This window comes from Novosphingobium colocasiae (assembly GCF_014652555.1).
In the GTDB taxonomy this organism is placed as follows: domain Bacteria; phylum Pseudomonadota; class Alphaproteobacteria; order Sphingomonadales; family Sphingomonadaceae; genus Novosphingobium; species Novosphingobium colocasiae.
This window is the reverse complement of the sequence record NZ_BMZA01000014.1, coordinates 24,924-44,860: the sequence shown is the minus strand read 5'-3', so window position 1 is coordinate 44,860 and position 19,937 is coordinate 24,924. Positions and strand designations below refer to the sequence as shown.

19 protein-coding genes are annotated in these 19,937 nt (G+C 62.0%); 8 read left to right on the top strand and 11 right to left on the bottom strand.

What is annotated here, in order from left to right:
* Window positions 1-11 precede the first annotated feature (11 nt).
* Both IE122_RS18405 and IE122_RS15035 read left to right on the top strand, forming a co-directional pair.
* The gene (locus IE122_RS18405; RefSeq protein ID WP_229814233.1) at window positions 12-323 is read left to right on the top strand and encodes a hypothetical protein; all 312 of its coding nucleotides are present in this window, start codon (window positions 12-14) and stop codon (window positions 321-323) included.
* Window positions 323-1,120 (top strand): HNH endonuclease, encoded by a 798-nt coding sequence (locus IE122_RS15035; RefSeq protein WP_229814231.1) that lies wholly within the window; start codon window positions 323-325, stop codon window positions 1,118-1,120. Before IE122_RS18405 ends, IE122_RS15035 begins: the two co-directional genes overlap by 1 nt.
* Before the next feature lie 128 nt (window positions 1,121-1,248).
* Here IE122_RS15035 and IE122_RS15030 read toward each other — a convergent pair whose 3' ends face one another.
* From IE122_RS15030 to IE122_RS14995, 8 genes are all read right to left on the bottom strand, one after another.
* Window positions 1,249-2,304 (bottom strand): nucleotidyl transferase AbiEii/AbiGii toxin family protein, encoded by a 1,056-nt coding sequence (locus IE122_RS15030; RefSeq protein WP_189622068.1) that lies wholly within the window; start codon window positions 2,302-2,304, stop codon window positions 1,249-1,251.
* Window positions 2,297-2,902: a DUF6088 family protein gene (locus tag IE122_RS15025; protein WP_189622067.1), complete on the bottom strand. Its 606-nt coding sequence runs from the start codon at window positions 2,900-2,902 to the stop codon at window positions 2,297-2,299. Before IE122_RS15025 ends, IE122_RS15030 begins: the two co-directional genes overlap by 8 nt.
* Before the next feature lie 145 nt (window positions 2,903-3,047).
* Window positions 3,048-4,154, bottom strand: coding sequence for a relaxase/mobilization nuclease domain-containing protein (locus IE122_RS15020; protein WP_189622066.1), 1,107 nt, complete (start codon window positions 4,152-4,154; stop codon window positions 3,048-3,050).
* Window positions 4,147-4,683 (bottom strand): plasmid mobilization protein, encoded by a 537-nt coding sequence (locus IE122_RS15015; RefSeq protein WP_189622065.1) that lies wholly within the window; start codon window positions 4,681-4,683, stop codon window positions 4,147-4,149. Before IE122_RS15015 ends, IE122_RS15020 begins: the two co-directional genes overlap by 8 nt.
* A 251-nt stretch (window positions 4,684-4,934) precedes the next feature.
* Window positions 4,935-5,867, bottom strand: a complete 933-nt coding sequence (locus IE122_RS15010; protein WP_189622064.1) for a ParB/RepB/Spo0J family partition protein — start codon at window positions 5,865-5,867, stop codon at window positions 4,935-4,937.
* On the bottom strand, window positions 5,867-6,631 hold the full coding sequence (locus IE122_RS15005) for a ParA family protein (RefSeq protein ID WP_189622063.1): 765 nt from the start codon (window positions 6,629-6,631) through the stop codon (window positions 5,867-5,869). Before IE122_RS15005 ends, IE122_RS15010 begins: the two co-directional genes overlap by 1 nt.
* A 13-nt stretch (window positions 6,632-6,644) precedes the next feature.
* A complete protein-coding gene (locus IE122_RS15000; protein ID WP_020820482.1) occupies window positions 6,645-6,821 on the bottom strand; it encodes a hypothetical protein in 177 nt (58 codons plus the stop codon).
* A 186-nt stretch (window positions 6,822-7,007) separates the two neighbouring features.
* Complete coding sequence (locus tag IE122_RS14995) at window positions 7,008-7,400, bottom strand: DUF3768 domain-containing protein (RefSeq protein ID WP_189622062.1); 393 nt, start codon at window positions 7,398-7,400, stop codon at window positions 7,008-7,010.
* Window positions 7,401-7,906: 506 nt separating this feature from the next.
* On the opposite strand from IE122_RS14995, the gene IE122_RS14990 reads away from it, so the two are divergent.
* The 5 genes from IE122_RS14990 (at window position 7,907) to IE122_RS14970 (ending at window position 17,572) form a co-directional block, all read left to right on the top strand.
* A complete protein-coding gene (locus IE122_RS14990; RefSeq protein ID WP_189622061.1) occupies window positions 7,907-11,020 on the top strand; it encodes an SNF2-related protein in 3,114 nt (1,037 codons plus the stop codon).
* Window positions 11,017-12,780: a hypothetical protein gene (locus IE122_RS14985; protein WP_229814229.1), complete on the top strand. Its 1,764-nt coding sequence runs from the start codon at window positions 11,017-11,019 to the stop codon at window positions 12,778-12,780. The genes IE122_RS14990 and IE122_RS14985 overlap by 4 nt, the downstream gene beginning before the upstream one ends.
* Before the next feature lie 109 nt (window positions 12,781-12,889).
* Window positions 12,890-14,449, top strand: a complete 1,560-nt coding sequence (locus IE122_RS14980) for a hypothetical protein (protein ID WP_229814228.1) — start codon at window positions 12,890-12,892, stop codon at window positions 14,447-14,449.
* Entirely contained in the window at window positions 14,427-16,895 is a 2,469-nt protein-coding gene (locus IE122_RS14975) for a phospholipase D-like domain-containing protein (RefSeq protein ID WP_189622060.1), read from the top strand. The genes IE122_RS14980 and IE122_RS14975 overlap by 23 nt, the downstream gene beginning before the upstream one ends.
* A 131-nt stretch (window positions 16,896-17,026) precedes the next feature.
* Entirely contained in the window at window positions 17,027-17,572 is a 546-nt protein-coding gene (locus IE122_RS14970; protein ID WP_189622059.1) for a hypothetical protein, read from the top strand.
* A gap of 106 nt (window positions 17,573-17,678) precedes the next feature.
* Here IE122_RS14970 and IE122_RS14965 read toward each other — a convergent pair whose 3' ends face one another.
* Both IE122_RS14965 and IE122_RS14960 read right to left on the bottom strand, forming a co-directional pair.
* Window positions 17,679-18,200: a hypothetical protein gene (locus IE122_RS14965; protein WP_189622058.1), complete on the bottom strand. Its 522-nt coding sequence runs from the start codon at window positions 18,198-18,200 to the stop codon at window positions 17,679-17,681.
* Between the two features lie 93 nt (window positions 18,201-18,293).
* The gene (locus tag IE122_RS14960) at window positions 18,294-18,458 is read right to left on the bottom strand and encodes a hypothetical protein (protein ID WP_007682673.1); all 165 of its coding nucleotides are present in this window, start codon (window positions 18,456-18,458) and stop codon (window positions 18,294-18,296) included.
* Window positions 18,459-18,764: 306 nt separating this feature from the next.
* Between IE122_RS14960 and IE122_RS14955 the strand changes: the two genes are divergently transcribed.
* Complete coding sequence (locus IE122_RS14955; RefSeq protein WP_189622057.1) at window positions 18,765-19,199, top strand: thermonuclease family protein; 435 nt, start codon at window positions 18,765-18,767, stop codon at window positions 19,197-19,199.
* Window positions 19,200-19,274: 75 nt separating this feature from the next.
* Here the strand turns inward: IE122_RS14955 and IE122_RS14950 are convergent, their stop codons facing one another.
* On the bottom strand, window positions 19,275-19,682 hold the full coding sequence (locus IE122_RS14950; RefSeq protein ID WP_007682669.1) for a single-stranded DNA-binding protein: 408 nt from the start codon (window positions 19,680-19,682) through the stop codon (window positions 19,275-19,277).
* Between the last annotated feature and the right edge of the window lie 255 nt (window positions 19,683-19,937).

Below are 19,937 nucleotides of genomic sequence, written 5' to 3'. Positions count from 1 at the left end.
CCAGCCATTCTATGGCCCCCTTCGCGCGCGATCTGGACTATGAGGGGCAGCCCTTCCCATGGAACGAAGACCGCCGCGCGCAGCTTCGCGCCGAGCTCGACGCCTGGTACGCCCTCGCCTACGGCCTCGCCCGCGACGAACTGCGCTATGTGCTAGACCCCAAGGACATCATGGGCGCAGACTACCCCAGCGAAACCTTCCGCGTCCTGCAAAACAACGAGATGCGCGCATACGGAGAATATCGTACGCAACGCCTTGTCCTTGCCGCCTATGACGAACTGATGGCGCAGGGTATGCGGCCAAGGCTAGAAGGGTATCGATAATGGCGCGGTCCACCAGAGTCCGCAGCCGACCCGTCCACCCGATTTACCGCTCCGAGCTACAGCAGGCGGCGTATAACCACGGCTTCCGCAAGGAAAATGGCGAGGCGGACGGGTGGCTCTATTTTCGGTCAGACGATGGTATTCCCGGAGAAATTGCGCTCGCCTCCGGCAATGAGGACGGGGGCGCGCCGTGGTTCGTCGCCGTGGAACATGCTGGCGTCGCCGCAAAGCTGTGTGGTGAGTTTCCAGTGGCACTGGCGGAACCCGTACCGGGCCGGTTCCGCGGTGCCTTCGCCTTCTCCGATCAGGCCGAGATGCGCCAGGCTCTCAGCCGCGCCTTTCATCTGGCCCGGGCGCTTCCGACCTTTCCGCTGTCCCAGTTCGAGGCCGATGTAGCGAGTCTAGGCGACACAGAGGTCGAACGGATCACCCGCGAGCGGATTGGGCAGGGCTATTTCCGGGGTGCCCTGCTCGATTACTGGAACAACAAATGCCCGCTCACGGGCATCTCCGAGCGTGCGCTGCTTCGCGCAAGCCATATCGTCCCCTGGGCACGTTGCGGAAGCGACGAGGAGAGACTGGACGTTTTCAACGGCCTGCTGCTCGCCGCACACTGGGATGCCGCGTTCGATGCCGGTCTCATCAGCTTTGATGATGGAGGCAGGGCGCTCATCAGACCAGATCTCGACCCGGCGGTGATTTCCCTGCTCGCACCACACGAGATTGCGCCTTTGCCATTGATCGATGCGCATCACCGCCAGATGGCATGGCATCGAAAGCACTTCGGATTCGAGTGAATGGAATAGCAGAAAACGTATGCAGCGAAGTTCCGCCTGACGAAGGGCTCACTCCTTGTTTGCAGGGTCAGCCCTTTCTGATTTAACATAATATATATTATCAGTTTTTTCTGTTTATTTTCAATGTATTATTCATATTCCGCGTTGATCGTCTGCTCAATGCGCGCCAGACCTTCGATCAGCGCATCAAAGGACGGAGGCGCCGTCATGAACATCTCGCCCATCGCGGCATAATCCTGGGCGAGCCGATCCACCATGCCTTCTGTCGGAGACAATCGTAGCGACCCCAGGACGGCGGTCTCATAGGACGCCGACTTGTCGGCGAACATCAGGCTTTTGTTGTGGACCACCTGCTCGAGGAGGTCTGGCCGCGCCAGGGCCTCCGTCGTGACGCCAGCTCCGTCGAGCATCAGCACGTCGTAATAGTGGCGCGAAAGCCCATCGCGCAGCTTGGCATTATGATGGAGCGCATGGAGGATCGTGACCTTCTCCCAGAAGGTGCGCTCGACCGCCAGTGTCGGCACGTCGGTTTCGGGATCCGGTAGCTCGTCGGGAAAATCCTCGGCCAGATGGGGGATGATGGGGCGCATGGCGAAGGGTTCTGTATCGCCGCGCGCGCCAAATTCGAGCTTTATGCGCGACTTGATATAGCCGCCTTCGTCCCCGCCCCCATAATTCTGACCATATGTAAAGCCGTAACCCGAACTGCGTGGATAGGCGAAGAGAACAGTCTGCTGGTCTTTGTCGTCGGGATCGAGCGACAAATCCCAGCCTTCGCTCGTGCCGAGCGCGGCTTCGATCTCACGCGCGAGCACCGGCATGGCGATCGTCGCGACATAGGCTTGTGCGGCCGCCTTCAAATCCTTGGTCCGCCGCTCACGTTCCTTGCCGCTGATCCCCGCCTCCATCGGCGAGGCCACCTTGTCGAGAAGCGGCGCCGACCGGCTGATGGTGAGGTCGATATCCTCCGAGAAGCGCTGGATGATATCATACGCCTTGGAGAGCGACGTGCCGCCCTTGAAGGTCATATGGCCCGCAAGGTCCATGGCACGAACCAGGCGTCGCAGGGTCCAGCAGACCCAGAAGTCTTTCTCGATTATGATCGGCGTGAGATCCCGACGAGCCGCCGCTTCCTCGATATAGGCGCGGCGATCCTCGGCGGGACGGCGGGCGAATTCATCCATGGCGCGCCGCCTGAATCTTCAGGACAATGTCACCCATCCAGCCCGGCATAGCCGGGCGGGCCGCGACGAGCGCACGCGTACCGGCATCGTCGAGCCGCGCGGCGAAGCGCCCGATCGCATCCGCGTCGATATTGCCCTTCCCCAGATGCGCGAGTGCCTGGACGATCGCATTCACGGATTCCGGCGCGTCGAGCACCGGCGCGCGGCTGTGCTTCAAGGTGACGCTGCGGCCGCCAGCCTTGGCGGTGCGGGTGCGACCGCTGGTGGCGTAGCTCGCCCGGGCGGGCACCTGCGTCGAGAGACCAAGGCTATTGGCCGCCGCCGCTCCCGACGGCGCGAGCGCATCGCCGCTCTGCGCGGAGAGCGCTTGGGCCACCTGCCCGGGATCCGGGCTCAGGGCACCAAGCTTGTCATGCTGGCGGGGATAGTCGTAGAGACCGCGGCCGATCCGGCGGATGTCACCGGCATGCGCGAGACGCGACAGCGCCATGTCGACCGAGCCGCGCGTACCGAAGTCGACGAACTGCTTGGGCGTAAACACCCAGCCACGGCCCTTGCCGCGCACACGCTTCATGATCCGATCAGCCACCGCAGACATGTCCAAGCTCCTGTCTGTTAGATAATAGCATGGTTTTTTCTAACAAGCTATGACCACAGAAAGCGCCAGTTCCCTCGACTTTCCAAGACATTCTAGCACATGGTAGTGGGAGCATCCCTTCGCAAGATCAGCCGCCCCATGCGAATCAACGCTCCCGCCCACGCTCGGGCGGTGGCCGCTCGGGACCAGCTCCGCCCTCCGGTTCGCGCGCCGGCTGTGTCGCTTGCCGCCCCTGCATCATCTCGCGGGCCAGGGCCAGACGTCGGGAGACCGCCGGCGGCATAGCCGCCAGGAAACCCGCAATTTCGTCGGAAAGCGCCTGGTCGTCGGCCTCGCCGGTACGTGCAAGCGCCACCGCCGCCTCCGCATAAGCACCGCGTATCTGCTTCTGGCGAACCAGCGCCATCACGTCTTGCGGCCGCCGTTCCTCATCGCGCGCGTGCGCAAAGGCCCGGGCGCGCAGCACGTTGAGTTCATCCATATTGAGCCGGCGCCCCTCCTGACCGATCCGAGCATCGAGATGCAGCGCTGCAGAGCGCACACGCTTTTGAACGTGACCGCGTGCGCGTCTGGGCGTCGCCTCAGCCGCGATGCCGCGCGCCCGTAGCTCATGCGCGAATGTCTCTCGCATATGATGGAGGTCGGCCTTGCGCGGGTTGAACCGCCTACCGTCCGCACCTTCGGTGGCCACCGTCAGATGGATGTGCGGATGATCGGTATCGGTGTGGAGCGCCAGCATATAGGCGTGATTGTCCTCGAACAGGATGCGGACGAACGCCTGGGCGGCATCCTGCAGCGTCTCGGGATCGGTCGAACCGCCGGGCATGGAAAGGACCAGCGACAGCGAGGTCGGCCGGTCGCGGCCATGCTCGTTCATCGCCTCGTCGAGCATGGCCCAGTCCTGCGCGATCTCCTTCAGCCGTTTGGGATCATCGATGATCTCGCCCTCGCTCGAGCGCACCGCAAGCTTCCCGTGCCGCGCAACATAGCCGAAATGCTCCGATAGATGATGCGCGCCATATTGCTTGCCCGAGACCTTGACCATGACCTCCGGGGCCTTGCGCACGATCCGCTCGAGCTTGGCCCGAGCCTCGGCCTGGCTCAGCGGCACGGGCCGCCCCTGCCCTCCCCGGCCCGGTGCGCCTCGTCCGATGCGGACATAGGCCCCCCGCAGTGTCCGTTTACCGCCGGTGGGCGGCCGCCATGCCTCCATGAGGCTGGGCAGCGGCAGGATGCCCTCCTCCTCAAGCATCGAGGCTATCCCAATAGGCAAGATCGCCCTTGAGCGCGGTGCCGAGACCGGCAAGCGCCATCCGGATTTCCGTCCGAAAGCTTGCCACCCGCGCCGCCTCGCGCGCGACATCGAGCCCGGATTCGACCATCACCGATGCGTTGAGCGCCCGCGTCGCCTGATTGAGATTGATGCCGATCCGGTTGAGCTCGCGCCACGCCTGAGCCACTGCCGCCCGCTCTTCGAGCGGCAGCGGTGCCGCCGAATGCAGCCTGCGGCGCACCAGCCTTGTCACCCAGTCTGTGCGCTTCATACCCAAAGCATCGGCCTCGGCATCCAGCGCGGCAATTTCTGCATCGGTCAGCCGGATCTCAAACCGCCGTGTTGCTCGCTCCCGCCGGCGGACTGGCCCCGGCGTCCCGCCCTCCTCCGCGTCCACTGCAGTCATGACGAGGCGCCGCAGCAAAGCCGAGCGGCCACCGGCGCTGTCCGCCGCAGCATCGAAGCGCTGGGCGACTTCATCGTCGAGACGGAAGGTGAAGACGGGCATGCATCAAAGGCTATTGTCATACATCCCCGGCGTCACGCCTATCCGGCCCTCACCTTCACTCAACTCATCTGATAGTCTGCTTGAGCAGACTTCGACCCTATTTGGCAAAATGCGCCTATCATTCACGCCTGATCCACGAAGGGCGGCGCCACCGGCGCCGCCCCGGCTCGAACCGACGCAAAAGGCCGCACCCCGAAAGGGGCGCGGCCAACATACACACGAACAGGATATGCGAACGCGGAGGAAGAGGGTCAGAGCATCGCGGCCTCGGGACGTCCCTCAGACGCTGTGCAAAGTCGTTCGGTCGCCACCTCTTGCCGGGAACCATCGCCGAAGATCACGACAACACGCGGGCCAAGGACAAGACGCGCGGGACGGCCATCGACTTCAACGGCAAGGCTGGCCTCTGGCGTTTGCTCCCCTGGTCGCGCGACTGGCTCAGTCCCTGCCCGCAGTTGGGGACGGGCGACGGTCACCGCCGCGGCCTGCATCGGCGCTGCCTCGATGCTGGGAACGTCCATCTTACTCTTCAGCCCGGCAATGAACCGCGCGCCTTCCGCCAATGTCGCGCCGCTCTCATCCCAGGCGCCCACATAGGCCTCGACTTCCGCAGGATAATCCCTGGCTGTGCGATGCAGGTCATAGAGCAGCCGGATCGGCGCGCGCGGGAGCACCTCCCTGAGATAGGCAGGCATGTCACCATAGGCTGCATAGAGCGAGACGAACTGCTTGGAGCGGCCCAGCGCAGCGGCGATTTCGACCTGGCTCATGCCGCCCTTGAGCATACGGGCAATCGCATGAGCGAGCTCGACCGAGGAAAGGTTCGCACGCTGATCGTTCTCAACGATCTGATCGGCGAGCAGATGGGTTCCCTCCCCCTCGGCCACGACGATCGCCGGGATCGTCACCCGGCCCGCGAGCTCGGAGGCACGAAAGCGCCGCTCGCCCAAACGGATGCGATGCAAGCCGGCGGCGTCGGCGGGCGCAACGGTGATCGGCTGCAAGACGCCACGCGCCGCTATGGAGGCCGCAAGCTCGGCCAAGGCGTCATCGTCGAAACTGCGCCGGGGATTGCCGGGGTCGGGGATGACTCGCTCCAAAGGAATATCCTCGACCCGGCGCGCCGTTTCATGGGCGCCGACGAGCAGGCCGAACTCCTCGATGCGTTCGTCGAACTTACCCATCAGACAACGATCGCTGGCGCTGAACCGAGCCGCCGTTCGATCTCGGCGAGGATCGGCCGAATTTCCTCGGCGGCCGCCTTGGCGCCGCCGCCACCCTCCATCCAGACCGGCCGATGATTTTCCGCCGCATGCTTGTAGGTCGGACGCGCCTTGATAAAGGCAGGAAACATCAGCCGCTCGCCGACTGCGTGGGCGAGCTTGACGGCATTGTCCATCTCGCGCCGATCGAACGGGTTGACCATCGACGGTAGCAATCCGAGGAAATCGATCTTGCGCCCTGCCCTTGCCGCCTCGGCCTTGCGCAGCGCGGTCAGCAGCATCTTGGCGCACTCGACCGAATCTTCGGCGACCTGAACGGGCGCGATCACTGCGTCGGCGACCGCGAGAGCGCTCAGGGTCAACTCGTCCCATTTGGGACCGGTATCGATCACGCACAGGTCAAAATGGGGCGCGAGCGCAGGAAAGCGGCCGAGAAAGTCGCGCACATCCTGCGCCGCCTTGATCATCTGCAAACGCTGGTCGGCGGCGAGCAAAGTGAGCCCGACCCGGCCATCGGCGGCAAACGCCGCCGATGGATCGAAGAGATCGGCCGCGAAGCCACCCGGCCGCTCGCGGGCCAGACGGCGCGACGAACTGCCTTGCGGGTCCAGGTCGACGAACACGACCCGGCGTCCTGCCGCTTCGGCCAGATACCAGGCGAGATGCGTGGCGAGGAAGGTCTTGCCTACCCCGCCCTTGAGAAGGCTCACGGCGATCGTTCTCATCGGTGCGGCCAGCTCAACAATAGTCGTCCGGACCATCGCGCAGATTGCGCTCATAATGGTCACGCGATGACCAGTCGCCGCCACCGCCAATGCCGGGACCGACATAGCGGAAGAGATAAACGGTGAGCGCAAAACAGCCGAACGCAAAGAGGATCGCGTGATCGGGATGGGCGGCGAAATAGGCGGACATGGCGGTAACTCCTTAAATGGTCTGATCGCGCGTCGGCTCACAGCTTTGCATCGGCCGCACGGGGGCGATGCTCCGGTGCGCCCTCCCCTCCCCGAGCGCGCTTGGCGCGTGGACATCCTTTGCGCGCAGTCTGCTCAAGCAGACTTTTCACAGCCATCCCCCCGGTCAGGGGGATGGCCGTGCCGTTCAATATTCCTCGGCGAGTAGGATCGTCAGAACCCGAGTGGTGACGAGGGGATTGGCTGGATCGGGTGAGCCCCAGGCAAGCTCGAGATCATAATAATCGATCTTCCAGTAGAGAACGGCGCTGTCATATTCGAAGCGACCAAAATCATGCTCGCCCAATGGATCGTTGTCGGAATTGAAGCTGTCATAGTTTCGCACCGTGCGCAGGATCTCGGCGCGCCTGCGAAATCCGCGGAAGAGGGACACCTCCCCGACCAGCGCGGCAACGCCAGCGGTCATGACGATCTGATTTCGGCCAGGGCTGCAAATGGATCTCCGCAGGCTGTCATTCAGTGCGGCGATGCGGTCGATCCGCTCGGCTCGGTCTGCCGATTGTTGGGAAGGCTGCGACATGGCTGTGACTCCGGTCTGGATCAGCCCCGCCCATCGGGGCCTTCCGACAGGCGCCCCAAGGGCGGCGTCATAGCGGGGTTGTGCACCCGGAGGGTCGCAACGCAGTGGAGAAGCCCGCCTATGCGGGCTTGCTCGGCCCCGCGCGCCGACCAGGAAGCCGACAACGGAAAAGGAACCGGATGGCGTTGCTCCTCCCGGTATCGCACTCAGTAGGCAGACACAGACCATCGCCGAGCCGCGCGGCCTATCGACCGCGACAGAATTTGTCACCCCTGCAAGCTATAATAGCCCCACCCAGGACGACGAAGGATCGACTCGATGAATTTCCTGCATACCCGAACGGTCCGGGAAGTTACTTCCGCCCGTCGCAAGAGAGGACGGCGCACATCTATCAATGCCAGCATCTACCAAAGTGAATGGCGCAGATTTTGAATGATTTAACATTCGCCTGACACTTGACGCTGTCGGCTTTCTATTGATCATCCTGTGAGGGGGGAAGTTTCACTATGTTCGAGGCAGGCGAGCGGGTACGACTGAAAAACGATCCGGCGGTTGTCGGTGTCGTAACCGACCGGCCGCCCGAAGAACGAGCAGGACGCACCTTCTTTCAGATTGAGCTTCCGACAGGCCGCCGAAGTCTGCCGGCAAACCAGCTCGAACATGTCCTGGCCGCCCCCGATGCGCTCGTGGATCTGCGAAACGGCAAGCTCTCCGCCCCAACCGATTTGCGACGCGCTCTGACCCATCTGCGCATGACGGGCCGCCTTGCCGACATGATCTACAGCATGGGCGCGACGAACACCGAGTTTCACGCTTACCAGTTCAAGCCGGTCCTCAAGCTCCTGAACGCGCCCTCTCGTGGCTTGCTCATCGCCGATGAAGTCGGTCTCGGTAAAACCATCGAAGCGGGGCTCATCTGGACAGAGCTGGTGGCGCGGAATCACGATTGCCGTCGACTGCTGGTGGTCTGCCCCAAGCCGCTTGTCGAAAAATGGCGGGCTGAGCTACGCAACAAATTCAATGTCGACGCGCGTATCTGCGGTGCCGCCGAGTTGCTCGACACGCTGCGTGACGACCAGGAGCGTCGCGAGGGTTTTCAGGTCATCGCATCGCTGTCCGCCATCCGTCCGCCGCGCGGGTGGGACGATCCTGACGAGCCCGCCTCGGGTGCGCGCGCAGACCTCGCGCGGTTACTCAATGATTCGGCTCAGGATTTGTTCGATCTCGCGATCTTCGATGAGGCACATCATCTGCGCAATGCTGAGACGATGAACCACAAGCTGGCAAAGCTTGTGACCGATGTGAGCGATTATTCGCTGTTTCTTTCGGCCACCCCGATCAATCTGCGCGCCAACGACCTGCGCGCGCTTTTGAAGCTCATCGATCCGGACACATTCGAACGCGAATATCTCTTCGATATCCTCCAGGAAGAAAATGTCCCGCTGGTGCGGGCTTGGGAAGCGGCACGCGACACGCGCGTGCCGATGCACGAATTGGCGGAGCTTGTCGGGGATCTCCCCGAGGGGCGGGTTCTCAAGACCGGCGAACGGCTGAAACGCCTGCGCGAAGAGCTCGAAAAAGGCATCGTTGATACCCCGGCAAACCGCGTGAAATTGGCAGCGCGGATCGAAGAGATGTCGCTGCTGGGATCCACAATCAATCGCACGCGCCGCCGCGATGTTGCGGAATTCAAGGTCGAACGCCGCCCCCAGACGGTAAAATGGCCGATGAATGAGGCGGAAGACGCCTTCTATCAGCGGGCGACACAGCGCATCGAGGCATATGCCTTTGCCAACGACATCAACGAGCGGTTCCTGCTCGCACAAACCCAGCGACTCCTCGCCTCGAGCCTGGCCACAGCCTATCGTCATTGGGGCGAGCGCAGCGGCTACCTCACGCTTGACGAGGAGGACGATGCATCGCCCCCCGGAACGTTGCCAGGCCCGCTGATTAGCGCGCTTGGCGAAATCTGCGATGACCCTGCCGTTCTAGCGGGACTTGAAGCCGCCGATACCAAGCTTGCAAAGCTGCTCGATTGGCTATGCCAGTTGCGCGAGCGGGACCCCGATCAAAAGTTCATCGTCTTCTCGAGCTTTCGTCGCACCATCAGCTATCTCGCCGCAAAGCTCCAGGCTGCCGGCTTTGCGATCATGGAACTGCATGGCGGCGTCAAAGCCGACCGCCAGGAAATCGTCTCGCGCTTTGCCGATGCTCCCGCAGGCACGATCCTGCTGACGTCCGAGGTCGGCGGTGAAGGCCTCGATCTTCAATTCTGCCGCATTCTGATCAATTGGGACCTACCCTGGAACCCCATGAAAGTGGAGCAGCGGATCGGTCGTATCGACCGTATTGGCCAGCGATCACCGTCAATCGACATCATCAATCTGATCGCCGCTGAAACGATCGAAGAGCAGGTCTATGACCGGCTCTATCTGAGGCTGGGGATCATCCAGGAGACGCTGGGCGACTTCGAGCCCATCCTGGGTGAGATCATCCGCGACATCGAATTCATCCTGACCAACCCCGAGCTTTCTCCAGAGGCACGGGCACGTGAATTCGATCGCTCTATCCAGGCTGCAGAGCAGAGGAAAATGCAGGCAGAGGAGCTTGAGCGGGAAGCCCCTGGGCTGGTGGCGCATGGCGACAGCATTCTTCAGAAGGTCAAGGAAGCCTATGCGCCGCACAAGCGGCTGACCGAAAGCGACCTGCGCGATTATATCGCCGGCATTCTGGTCAATACGTTCGAGGGCACGCGCTTCGAACCGATCAACGGCATCGATATCGAAGCATATGACGTTCGCCTGTCGCCAAGAGCGCAGGCCGAATTTGGGCACTTTCGGAATCTGAAAGCCCGGCGCTACCCGACCCGCTTTTCTCGAGACGCCGCCAGCGGCGTGAAAGCCGTGTTCGGCAGCAACCCAGACCCGCTGCGCCATCGCAATCTAGAAGCCATTCCGATGACCCATCCGCTGGCGCGCTTTTGCGCCCAGCTCCTCGACGGTCGGCAAGTCGGTGTCGCGCCCCGGCCCGTAACCGCATATCGCGTGCCTCATCAGCCGCATTGGCCTCTGCCCGCAGGCCGATATGTCGTGGCAGTCGAGCGTTGGTCGATCGATGGCCTTTTGCCTGTCGATCGCCTAGCATTCGCTGGCGTCGACTTCGCCACCGGCACAAGCTTGGAAGAAGATGCCGTCGAGCAAGTGCTGATGGAATCGCTGGCCAGCGCCCCTCAGCTCCGACATCTCGAACCGGCCGATCTACCCCATGTCGCGGATGTGATGGCATCGCACCTCTTGCCGGCACTCAAGGAACGCAGAACCGACTTCGAAGGGGCGGAAGCTGCCCGGCACTATGACGACGTCGCCACCCAGCGCGCGCTCATCACGCAGCACAAGGAACGAGAGAAAAGCAGGGCCGAAACCCAGATCCGCGAATTGCGCGCCTCGGGCAGCGCCAAGAAAATGAACATCACATATGCCATACAAGGCAAGCTGAATGCCTTTCTCGCCCGGATGGATCTCAAGCTGGAGCAGATAAACCGTAAGGAAAATGACCTGAGCTTTGATGAGCCGATGCTCGTCGGTATTGCGGTGGTCGAGGTCGCGGAGGCCAGCGCATGAGCAGAAAGGGCAAAGGCTTTGCAAGCCTGGCTGATGCCGCTTCCGCCCTGATGGACCTGCGAACTAGCCTGGCCGGAACAATTGCCCCATCCCGAAGCCCTGACCGAAAGCCCCAGGCAGCGGGCAGCGAGTTTGCCGATATCGAGCAACAAATGCTCGCGAAGCAGGCGGCAGGACAAGGCGAACCGACGGCGTGTCCTCCTCTTTCAACTTTTCCGGCGCGGAACGGGGCAGGCCAGCGAGCCTCCAAACCAGGGGCCAAAGCGCAGAAAGCAAAAAACAAGAAGGCCCAGCCACAACCCAAGTCCAAAGGTGCGAAGAAAATCATCCTCAAGGGCCCAGGGATGAAGGCCGCGTATCAGGCCATCCTGGAAGCCGAGCGGGCCGCCGCTGCTGTGAAGCAGCCTGCTCCAGTCGTAGCGGAGCCGGCCATTCCGAGGGAGACAATATTCCGCCAGATCATTGCGGCTGTTCGCAACACCACGCCGATGATCGAGCCACGTCCGGTTTCGATCACGCCCCAGAACCAGGCGGCGATCGAACGCGCAATTATTGATGGCGCGGCGCAGCTCTCGGAAAAGCCCCAGCCTGACGTCGACGACGGCTTTATCGTCGGCTTCGATTTTGGAACGAGTTCGGTCAAGCTGGCGGTGAGCCAGCCCTATCATGCGGATAACCCAACCAAGGCCATGCCCGCGCCCGAAGGCCTACAGTCCTTCGGCCATCCTTATCTTTGGCAGACCGCCATGTGGTTTGACCCCAAAACTGGCCGTTTTTCGCTTTACCCCCTGCCTGGTGCGGTAACGCTGGAGGGCTTCAAAACCGGTATCATCGGAGCCCATGGGGGCGAGCTGGTGAGGCCCGACGTCAGCATCACCCGGGTCGAGGCGGCTGCCGCCTTTCTCGCCCTTCATTTCGCGCATTTCTTCGGATGGTACAGGCAGGCCAAGCCGCTCGGTCCGGCAGGTGCGGATCAGTTCATGGCCGTGAATGTCGGTATCCCGGTTGCCGCGCATGATGATGCGAGATCTTTCTCGATCTTCAAACGGATCGTTGCCGCAGCTGTCGAGCTCGCCCCTTTTGCTTCGCAATTGACCCCAGATCTGGTGCGGCAGACACATTCTCGATCGCCGGACCGATTGCCGGCAGGCTTTTACCTCGTGCCGGAATTGACCGCAGCAGTCGCGGGCTATGCGTTCGCGCCGACCTCCCAACCAGGCTCCCACATGCTTGTCGATGTTGGAGCATCGACTCTCGATATCGTCGCTTTCAATCTCGTGGGCCGCGAGCGTGTCGCGGTGTTCTCAGCCGCCGTCGAACTTCTCGGCGCCGCTGCACTGGACAGCGCGCTTAGTCGCCAGCTGAGCGCCGGAGATTTCAAGCGCGCATGCGACCATGAATTCGAGGAGGTCTATGGCCGGGCGCGCTCGCCTGAACGCGCTCAGGACGGCTTTCACGCCGCCTACCGCAGAAAGCCGGTCCAACTGCTCGTGACCGGTGGCGGCTGCAAAACAGAAGTCCATGACCGGTTCATCGCTGAAATGCCGACGGAAAGGGTGCTGGGCGCAGCCCCGACGATCCACCCGCTCCCGCCGAAGGCCATGACCGACATGTCATGTGATCGATCACGGCTGCTGCTCGCCTATGGCCTGACCCGCGATCTACCGGATCTTCCTGAGATCAAGCTGCCATCACAAGTGCCCTCCATCACGCCGCTGGTGCGGATGGAACCCAGCTTCGTCGGGCCGGAGATGACATGATGCTCGCGCACATTCTTTGCCGAGCCACCGCCTAGAACCACGCCAATATGATTGTGGAAGTATCAAAGTGGCATTCTCCAGCGTCAATATAATGGAAAATGGGAACGAAGTGAGCGTAGCACTCGAATTATCTGAACAGGACGGCGATCCCTATTGGACGAAGACCGGCAGCTGGACGATGGGCCTCGACCCTCTTGGCCTCCAGGCGACGAGCATCAGGATTTACCAATCTCTGGTTCCGAACATCACGAACATCACCAATCGCCTCAGATATTATGCCTATTTCCCATGGTTGATTGAACTCTACGAAAAGAAGCACCACTCGGATGATCCAGCCCGCTTTGCCCGCTTCATGAGACGGGGCGAGGCGCTTTACGCGCTCGCGACGGTCGTCAATGATATGGACGGCAGCGATGGATTGGGCGGAGCAAATTGGGCCAACCAGCAGCGCGACGTAGCGCGCAGCAATGGCATCGACTTCAGGCCGTTCACCGACGACCGAACGTCCGAGAAAACCTATCTGCAAGCGACGCGGGGGAACTATGGGGCGGCTTATGCGCCCACTTTGACCGAAATGGGCTGGCTCACCGCATCCTCCGTGCCGGTCACCCAGGGTCAGGGCCAGCTGGTTTCTGCCGCTTTTGCAGGTTCGATCGGTCCGATCGCAGATGAGATCGAGACCGTCCTGCTTTCTGGAACAGCGACATCGCAGCAGCTCCAAAACATTGGTACGGTCATCCACCCTGCACACATTCCGCACGGTTCGCCCGAACAGGCCGCGTTGCGCGACTTTCTGCTCGGGCAAGGAGACCAATCCAAGGCGAGTTTAGCGCGCCGGGCGTCTATCTGGCTCGTGCTCGACCTCTATCGCAACGGCATCGAGCCTGGCGACATCAACGGGTTGCGCCAAGTGCTTTACACGCGCGCGCTTCCAAACGGGCAACGGTATCAGCCCCCGGGCAAGACCGTCGACCGATGGCGCGCCTATCAAGCCAATGAATATGGACATATTGCCCTGGAGTGCGCCCTCAATGGCCTGGTAGGCCTGCAATGCGAGAGCTACACCAACGGCATCGAACCACGACAACTCGTCGCCAAACTGGTCGATGAGGCGATCCCGCAGAACACATCAACCTGGTCGGATTGGGCGGAGGCTCTGGTCGGGCTCGCCGACAATGACGAGGCGCTTCTCGCCGAAGTCGTCCTTGAAAATCTGAGGTCGGGCTTGCAGCCAACACCGGAGACACTACTCGATGCATTCAAGCTGCTCGGCATCCTCTGGGCGAAATGGGCCGAGAACGACGGAAATGTCCGACCTATCATCGCCGCCGCAGCCGGGCGTGACGGTCGGTCGCTGGACGGCATTTTGCGCACGCTCGATACGGCACGACAGGAGCCCGTTCAGCAAGCGATCGCCGCTGTTCTGTTCAGGCATATTATCATCGATCATCAGATCATCGCCGGCCGCAAGCTTTCGGCGGCGGGCACCTTCACCTATCATTTCCTGGTTGAAGACGGACTGCTGAGCGAAGGGCGGTTGGGGGAGTATGGCTACACCACGCCCCGGCTCTTCAATCTGACCCGGGTGCTGCGCGATGCGGGATATCTGCATGCCAGCGGCGTGACAGCGGACGGGGAGGCGTTCCTTGAACAGAATCAGCCTCTTTAAGGATCTGGCGCGGACCGGATTCCATACATCGATCACAACGACCTACTCTGTAGACGCGGCATTCTATGATGGATCGCTCTATCATCGGCTGCGCAGCTATGGCTGCGACAACAACATCCTCATGGCCGATGCCAACATGCTGCAGCGCGCGATCGCGCAGACACCGGAATCCTTTGCACGAGCGGGCTCAGCCTATGCCCTGCTGCCGATTTCCGTGCCCGGCGCCTTCCATCCGAAAGTCAGCATCCGCTTGGGCAGCGATGCCGGTTGCGTGATCATCGGTTCAGCCAATGCGACGGCAGCGGGTTGGGGACGCAACCGGGAGATCGTCGGTCAAATCGAATGGTGGCGCAAACGCGACGATGAGGATGCGAACGCCAGTCGCCAGCTGATCCGCAAGGCCTTCGACTATGTCGCGCCCTGGTTGAAGGACGCTGGGCTTGAAGCGATGAAGCGCAAGCTTGATCTGATCGAACGCGATGCGGCCTGGCTGTTTGAGATAGACGCCAATGACGCGCCGCTCGCGCTAAGCGATGGCTCGCTTGTCGATTTGCTGTGCGAAGCCGGAAAAGGCGAGGCTGGCATCCTCACGCGCCTGGCTGGGCTTGTCGGCACCGTGCCCGTAACCCGGCTCATCGTCATGTCCCCTTACTGGGACGCAAATCTCGACGGGTTGCTCGGCCTGATCGATGCCATGCGCCCCCAGGAGATCATTATCGCGCTCAGCGCCCACCGGCCCGAATTCCCACTCGATGGTTTGCCGCTCATACCCGATGCCCGGTTCGCAAGCATCTTTGATGGTAATGACCGCGCGCGCTTCATCCATGCCAAGGCTTTGCTCATCCAGACCGAGCACTGGGATCATCTCGTTTATGGTAGCGCGAATTGCTCAGATGATGCCCTTGGCCTCGCAGACAAAGCGGCCCGCAACGCGGAGTGTTCGATCTATCGCCGGCTCAAGGCGGGCACCGGCCTAGGCGCTCTGGGTCTGGATATTTCGGTGCCGATTGATCGTAAGGATCTATATCCGCAAGCCAAGCAACTGACCGATACCAAGTCCGACGCGGGCATCCCTCCTGGCACGTTGGAAGCCGCCGGCAACACCATCCGATGGACACCCTCGAACCGCATTACGGAGCCGGAGGGTGCCACCCTCGTCATAGCAGAGGGTGAATTTCCATTCCATCCGACCCGCAGCCGTGGCCGGTCAGTCGAGCTACCCAGTAAGCCCCGCCCTCCTCTGATCGCGCGGGTGCGATTGGCCGATGGAACGCTGACCAGCGCCGTCATCGTCAACGATGAGGTCAGCTTGACCCATGCCGCACCTGGCATGGGCGACAAGCGCCTGCGCTCAGCCTTTGCGAAGGTCGAACTGGAGGATGGCGACTTTCTTGAACTGGCAAATCTGGCCGCCATCATATTTTCCGAGACGCCGCAGGGCCGACGAAAAGCGGTGACACCTGCCACGTCGGCGGGACGGGCAAGAACGAAGAGCAGCGGCAGCGATGCCGAGCACGAGGTCTATGATTATGATAGCCCGGAAGCTTTCCGAACGGCCATGGCAGCAAGTGTCCCGGCGACGGGCGACAGCGGGCGGCTCAATTTTGATGATCCGGACGCAGTCAATCTCCTCAGGATCATCTTGCGTGGTATCAACCAGCCCCAGCAAGAAGAGGGTGATGATGCCGACGACGATACACTCTACACCGACGAGATGCCGCAAAGCGAGGATGATCCCGGCCCGGATCATGGCGACCGCTTAGAGGATCCATCGGGTAGCGAAGACGGCAATCCGCCTGCGCGACAGCCACGGGTTTACCGCCGCGATGAGGCCGAGAGGCAAAGCCTCGACATTTTGAAGGCCCTGGATAGCTTCGAGGCCTATATTGCCCGCCTGGCCAGCGAAGAGACGCCTCCGCCACGCAAACTCACGGCCGAAGTCTGTTTCATCCTTCGGTTGATGGTCGAGGCCTGCCGCCGTCCCCTCCAGATCAAGGATGGCGATCAGCGCGACGAGCTCTTCGCGCTCGACCTCGTTCCCAAACAGCACGATCGTGAACGTGCCTTCGTCGTTCGCGCCGGGCGTATCCTTCAACGGCTGTGGCTGGGAAGCCGATCGGAAGCAGCGCTGCTATCCCGTATCTCTATCGGGCAGCATCAAACCGAGCTGCCCTATGACTGTTTCGCTCTGATCGTGCTCAGCCGGTGGGCACTTGCCCGCTCGGTAATGGCGGCCGATGGCAGCAAGCAAACGCAGCTTGCGGCATTGGTGACCCGCAGCACGGTCGCCATCTGGAAAACCACCCAGAACTGGCCCTCGCTTGACGGCAGCGCCGAACAGGATTTCGTCCGCAAGCTGGACGGTGCGCTTGGCATTGATCCAGAAGAAACCGAGCGTCTGCTGGGTCATTACAGCCAGCTCAGCCAGCAGATCCAAACAGGCTGAAGGCGTGTCGTCACCTACGGGTGGCGATCGCGGAGGCCAAGTTGATCACCCGTCCGGACTGACCGTTCCGGATCACGACGGCATCTGGGACACTTGAAGCGCGCCGCCTCATCTGATTTCAGCGACAGACTATGTACGATCCAACATCGATCCTCGCCCAATTGCTGGAGACGGCGCCCGCCCGCCTTGAGACGGTTCCGCAGGGCCAGGGCATATACGCGCTCTACGATCATGAGGGCCATGCGCGCTACATCGGCATTACCGCAAAATGCCTGACCGACAGGATTTTCAAGCGCCACGTGGGCGGTGATAACAACAGCCACAAATTTTCGACCGTCTACAATGCTGGCCGGATGTTTCACGCTCGCAACGCAGCGGCCTCCTGCCCGAGGGATGGCAAAATCGCCAAGGAATTGCGCCGTCTCTTCGTCAGGGAACATTGCCGTGCGGTAGCGATTGCGCTTCCTAGCCTTTCTCGGGCGGAGCTGCTTTCGCTTGAAGCCTATGTCCTGGCAGCGGCGCCTGCAGATGCGAAGCGTTGGAATGATGCCCGCGTGCTCAGCGCCGCTGAGCCTATAGATCAGCTCAATGCCTTTCTGGCGACGATTGAATGGCCGCCTGAAAAGCACTTGGCCGTCAATCGGCAGGCAGAGCGTTGGCAATCTCTTGCGCGTTAGGCGGGAACCGCGCGGCAGGGATCGTCACCCGAAGGGGCTGAGACTTGGAAATCCAAGGCTCAGGGCGAAGCCTAGAGCCCGGTCCGGCCATGCCGGAGCCGCCCGTTCAGCTCTTCACGGTTCGCCGGAAATTGCCGAGAACAGAGCACAGCTTCTGGCTTTTGCGCTTCAGATCGGCGAGCCTTTCTTCGGCTTCGGCTTGCTCGAAAAGCAGCATCAGGCGTTCAGCCTGCTGCCCGCGGATCGAGACATGGCGCAAGATCACGATCCATTTTCCGGTTCGCTCGAGCGCGATCTTGGCCTGACCATGGGCAAGAAACGACCGTAGGCCCTCGAGTGTGCGGAGATCCGAAAGGGCCTTGGCGGCCGCCTTGCCTTCTTGAGCGAAAGCGCCTTCTGCCTCGATAAGTTTGCTGAGGTCATCGAACCGCTGACCGATCAAATGCCGCAGCCGTACTGTCTCCCCTCTACCCGGAATGGCCTTGAGAAGGAGCAGCGTTTCGGTGACGGCCGCTTCAGCCGCCGAGAAATGCTGCAAACACGCGCCGCGCCAGGCGTTCACATCTTGGATCGCCTGGTTCCACAAGGGATCATCGTTGGCAATTTCGATTGGCGCACCGTCATCCATGCCAAATGCCTAACGCTACTGCCTTTATTTTCGTTGAATCAATGACACGCCCTCCATGGCAAAGCCGGGAGCCGTAGGCTCCCGGAGAAGCCATCAGGCGAATGGATCATATTCGGCCACCAAGGCAACGCTGCCATCCGCATCCTCGGCGGTGATGACCCCATATTGCTGCCCGATCGCGATGACGAAGGTGACCACCATGAGGCTGCGCGAGAGACTGAAGGCGTGACGACGAGCGGTTGCGATGTCGGTGAACATGTCGGGGTTCCTTTGCGCGCCGGCGGGTCCGTCCCGCTCGACTGGCGCCCGACGTGTCCGGCCGGCGGCCGCGATCACTTTTTTGGCGCAGCCCAAAAAGCCGTAGCGCAGCGACCGGACCCCTTGCGGGTTGATCGCAATAGGCCGCTGGTCGGACCAAGGATTGCGCCTGATTGAGAGCGGGTGGACCCGCCGGCCAGGACCCCATGATCCCGCCGACTTTTGCCCAGGCGGTCACCCAGCCCCCCGGATCTGACTTACGGCACGCCCATGACAAGCACGCGCCGCTGGGCTAGCGTCGCCGCGATGCTGTTCGCACTCCTGCTTGCCGCCACCGTCATTCCCGATGGCCAGGTCTTCACCTGCACACCGACGCGCGTCTGGGATGGAGACGGGCCGATCTGGTGCCGCGAAGGCATGCATGTCCGTCTCGCCGGAATTGCGGCCCGCGAGATGGACGGGAGTTGCCGGCCAGGTCAGCCCTGCCCCGAGGCGAGCGCTCTGGCCGCCCGTGACGCTCTTGTTAATCTGCTCGGCGGCGCTCAGGGGCGCACCAGCACGGGCCACATTCTGGTCGATGGCCCCACCATGCGCTGCCTTTCAACTGGCAATGCGCGTGGCAACAGGACCGGCGCCTGGTGCGCGGCGCCCTCTTTCGGCGATCTGAGCTGCGCCATGATCCGCACAGGCACCGTGCTGCGCTGGGATCGCTATGCCCACGGGCGATGCCGATCCCGCTGATCCGCTTGCCTCCTTTCCGGCCTGAGCAGGAATGGAGGCCCGGCGGCGACGCCGCCGGGCCTAATGGGACCGATTTCAGAATGGGATTTCATCATCCTCGGGCTCGTGGCCGCCGCCCGCATTGTCGTTCGCCTTGGCACGGGTGAGGAAGGTCACCTCATCGGCGATGATCTCGACGCCGTAGCGCTCGATATTCTCGTTGTCGGTCCAGCGGGTATAGTGAATGCGGCCACGGACCATGACCTTCATGCCTTTGTCGACATACTGCTCGACCGTCTTGCCGACCCCGTTGAAGCAGGTGATCCGGTGCCATTCGGTATCCTCGAGCCGGCGGTTGTTGTCGTCGCGGAGGATCTTGCCGTTGCTGTCGCGCTTCGGACGCGAGGTGGCGAGGCTGAAATGCGTGATGCGGGTGCCGCCCTGGGTGGTGCGGGCTTCGGGCGTAGCGCCGACATTGCCGGCGAGGATGACGAGATTCTGCATGGCTGGAGTTCCTTCAAACTGGGTCCAAGGGACCGTCCCTTCGACTGATCCCCGGCCAAGGCGGACAGGACGGATCATCCACCGGCAGGCGCAGCGCCGGGAAACCCCGGGACAAGGGGTGGTGCGGGCAGCCGTGGCACACGGCAACTCGGCCCGAAGGATCGCGGGTTGGATGGGCCGGACGGCCGACTTAGGGGTCAGATGAGGAGAAGGACGGCTCGTCGCTTGGCCGTGCCAAGAACCCCTCCATGGTGA

Bases quoted from the DNA above. Each gene is read 5' to 3' on its own strand.
- IE122_RS18405 (WP_229814233.1), top strand. From the start codon at position 12: ATGGCCCCCTTCGCGCGCGATCTGGACTATGAGGGGCAGCCCTTCCCA.
- IE122_RS15035 (WP_229814231.1), top strand. From the start codon at position 323: ATGGCGCGGTCCACCAGAGTCCGCAGCCGACCCGTCCACCCGATTTAC.
- IE122_RS15030 (WP_189622068.1), bottom strand. From the start codon at position 2,304: ATGGATGAATTCGCCCGCCGTCCCGCCGAGGATCGCCGCGCCTATATC.
- IE122_RS15025 (WP_189622067.1), bottom strand. From the start codon at position 2,902: ATGTCTGCGGTGGCTGATCGGATCATGAAGCGTGTGCGCGGCAAGGGC.
- IE122_RS15020 (WP_189622066.1), bottom strand. From the start codon at position 4,154: ATGCTTGAGGAGGAGGGCATCCTGCCGCTGCCCAGCCTCATGGAGGCA.
- IE122_RS15015 (WP_189622065.1), bottom strand. From the start codon at position 4,683: ATGCCCGTCTTCACCTTCCGTCTCGACGATGAAGTCGCCCAGCGCTTC.
- IE122_RS15010 (WP_189622064.1), bottom strand. From the start codon at position 5,867: ATGGGTAAGTTCGACGAACGCATCGAGGAGTTCGGCCTGCTCGTCGGC.
- IE122_RS15005 (WP_189622063.1), bottom strand. From the start codon at position 6,631: ATGAGAACGATCGCCGTGAGCCTTCTCAAGGGCGGGGTAGGCAAGACC.
- IE122_RS15000 (WP_020820482.1), bottom strand. From the start codon at position 6,821: ATGTCCGCCTATTTCGCCGCCCATCCCGATCACGCGATCCTCTTTGCG.
- IE122_RS14995 (WP_189622062.1), bottom strand. From the start codon at position 7,400: ATGTCGCAGCCTTCCCAACAATCGGCAGACCGAGCCGAGCGGATCGAC.
- IE122_RS14990 (WP_189622061.1), top strand. From the start codon at position 7,907: ATGTTCGAGGCAGGCGAGCGGGTACGACTGAAAAACGATCCGGCGGTT.
- IE122_RS14985 (WP_229814229.1), top strand. From the start codon at position 11,017: ATGAGCAGAAAGGGCAAAGGCTTTGCAAGCCTGGCTGATGCCGCTTCC.
- IE122_RS14970 (WP_189622059.1), top strand. From the start codon at position 17,027: ATGTACGATCCAACATCGATCCTCGCCCAATTGCTGGAGACGGCGCCC.
- IE122_RS14965 (WP_189622058.1), bottom strand. From the start codon at position 18,200: ATGGATGACGGTGCGCCAATCGAAATTGCCAACGATGATCCCTTGTGG.
- IE122_RS14960 (WP_007682673.1), bottom strand. From the start codon at position 18,458: ATGTTCACCGACATCGCAACCGCTCGTCGTCACGCCTTCAGTCTCTCG.
- IE122_RS14955 (WP_189622057.1), top strand. From the start codon at position 18,765: ATGCTGTTCGCACTCCTGCTTGCCGCCACCGTCATTCCCGATGGCCAG.
- IE122_RS14950 (WP_007682669.1), bottom strand. From the start codon at position 19,682: ATGCAGAATCTCGTCATCCTCGCCGGCAATGTCGGCGCTACGCCCGAA.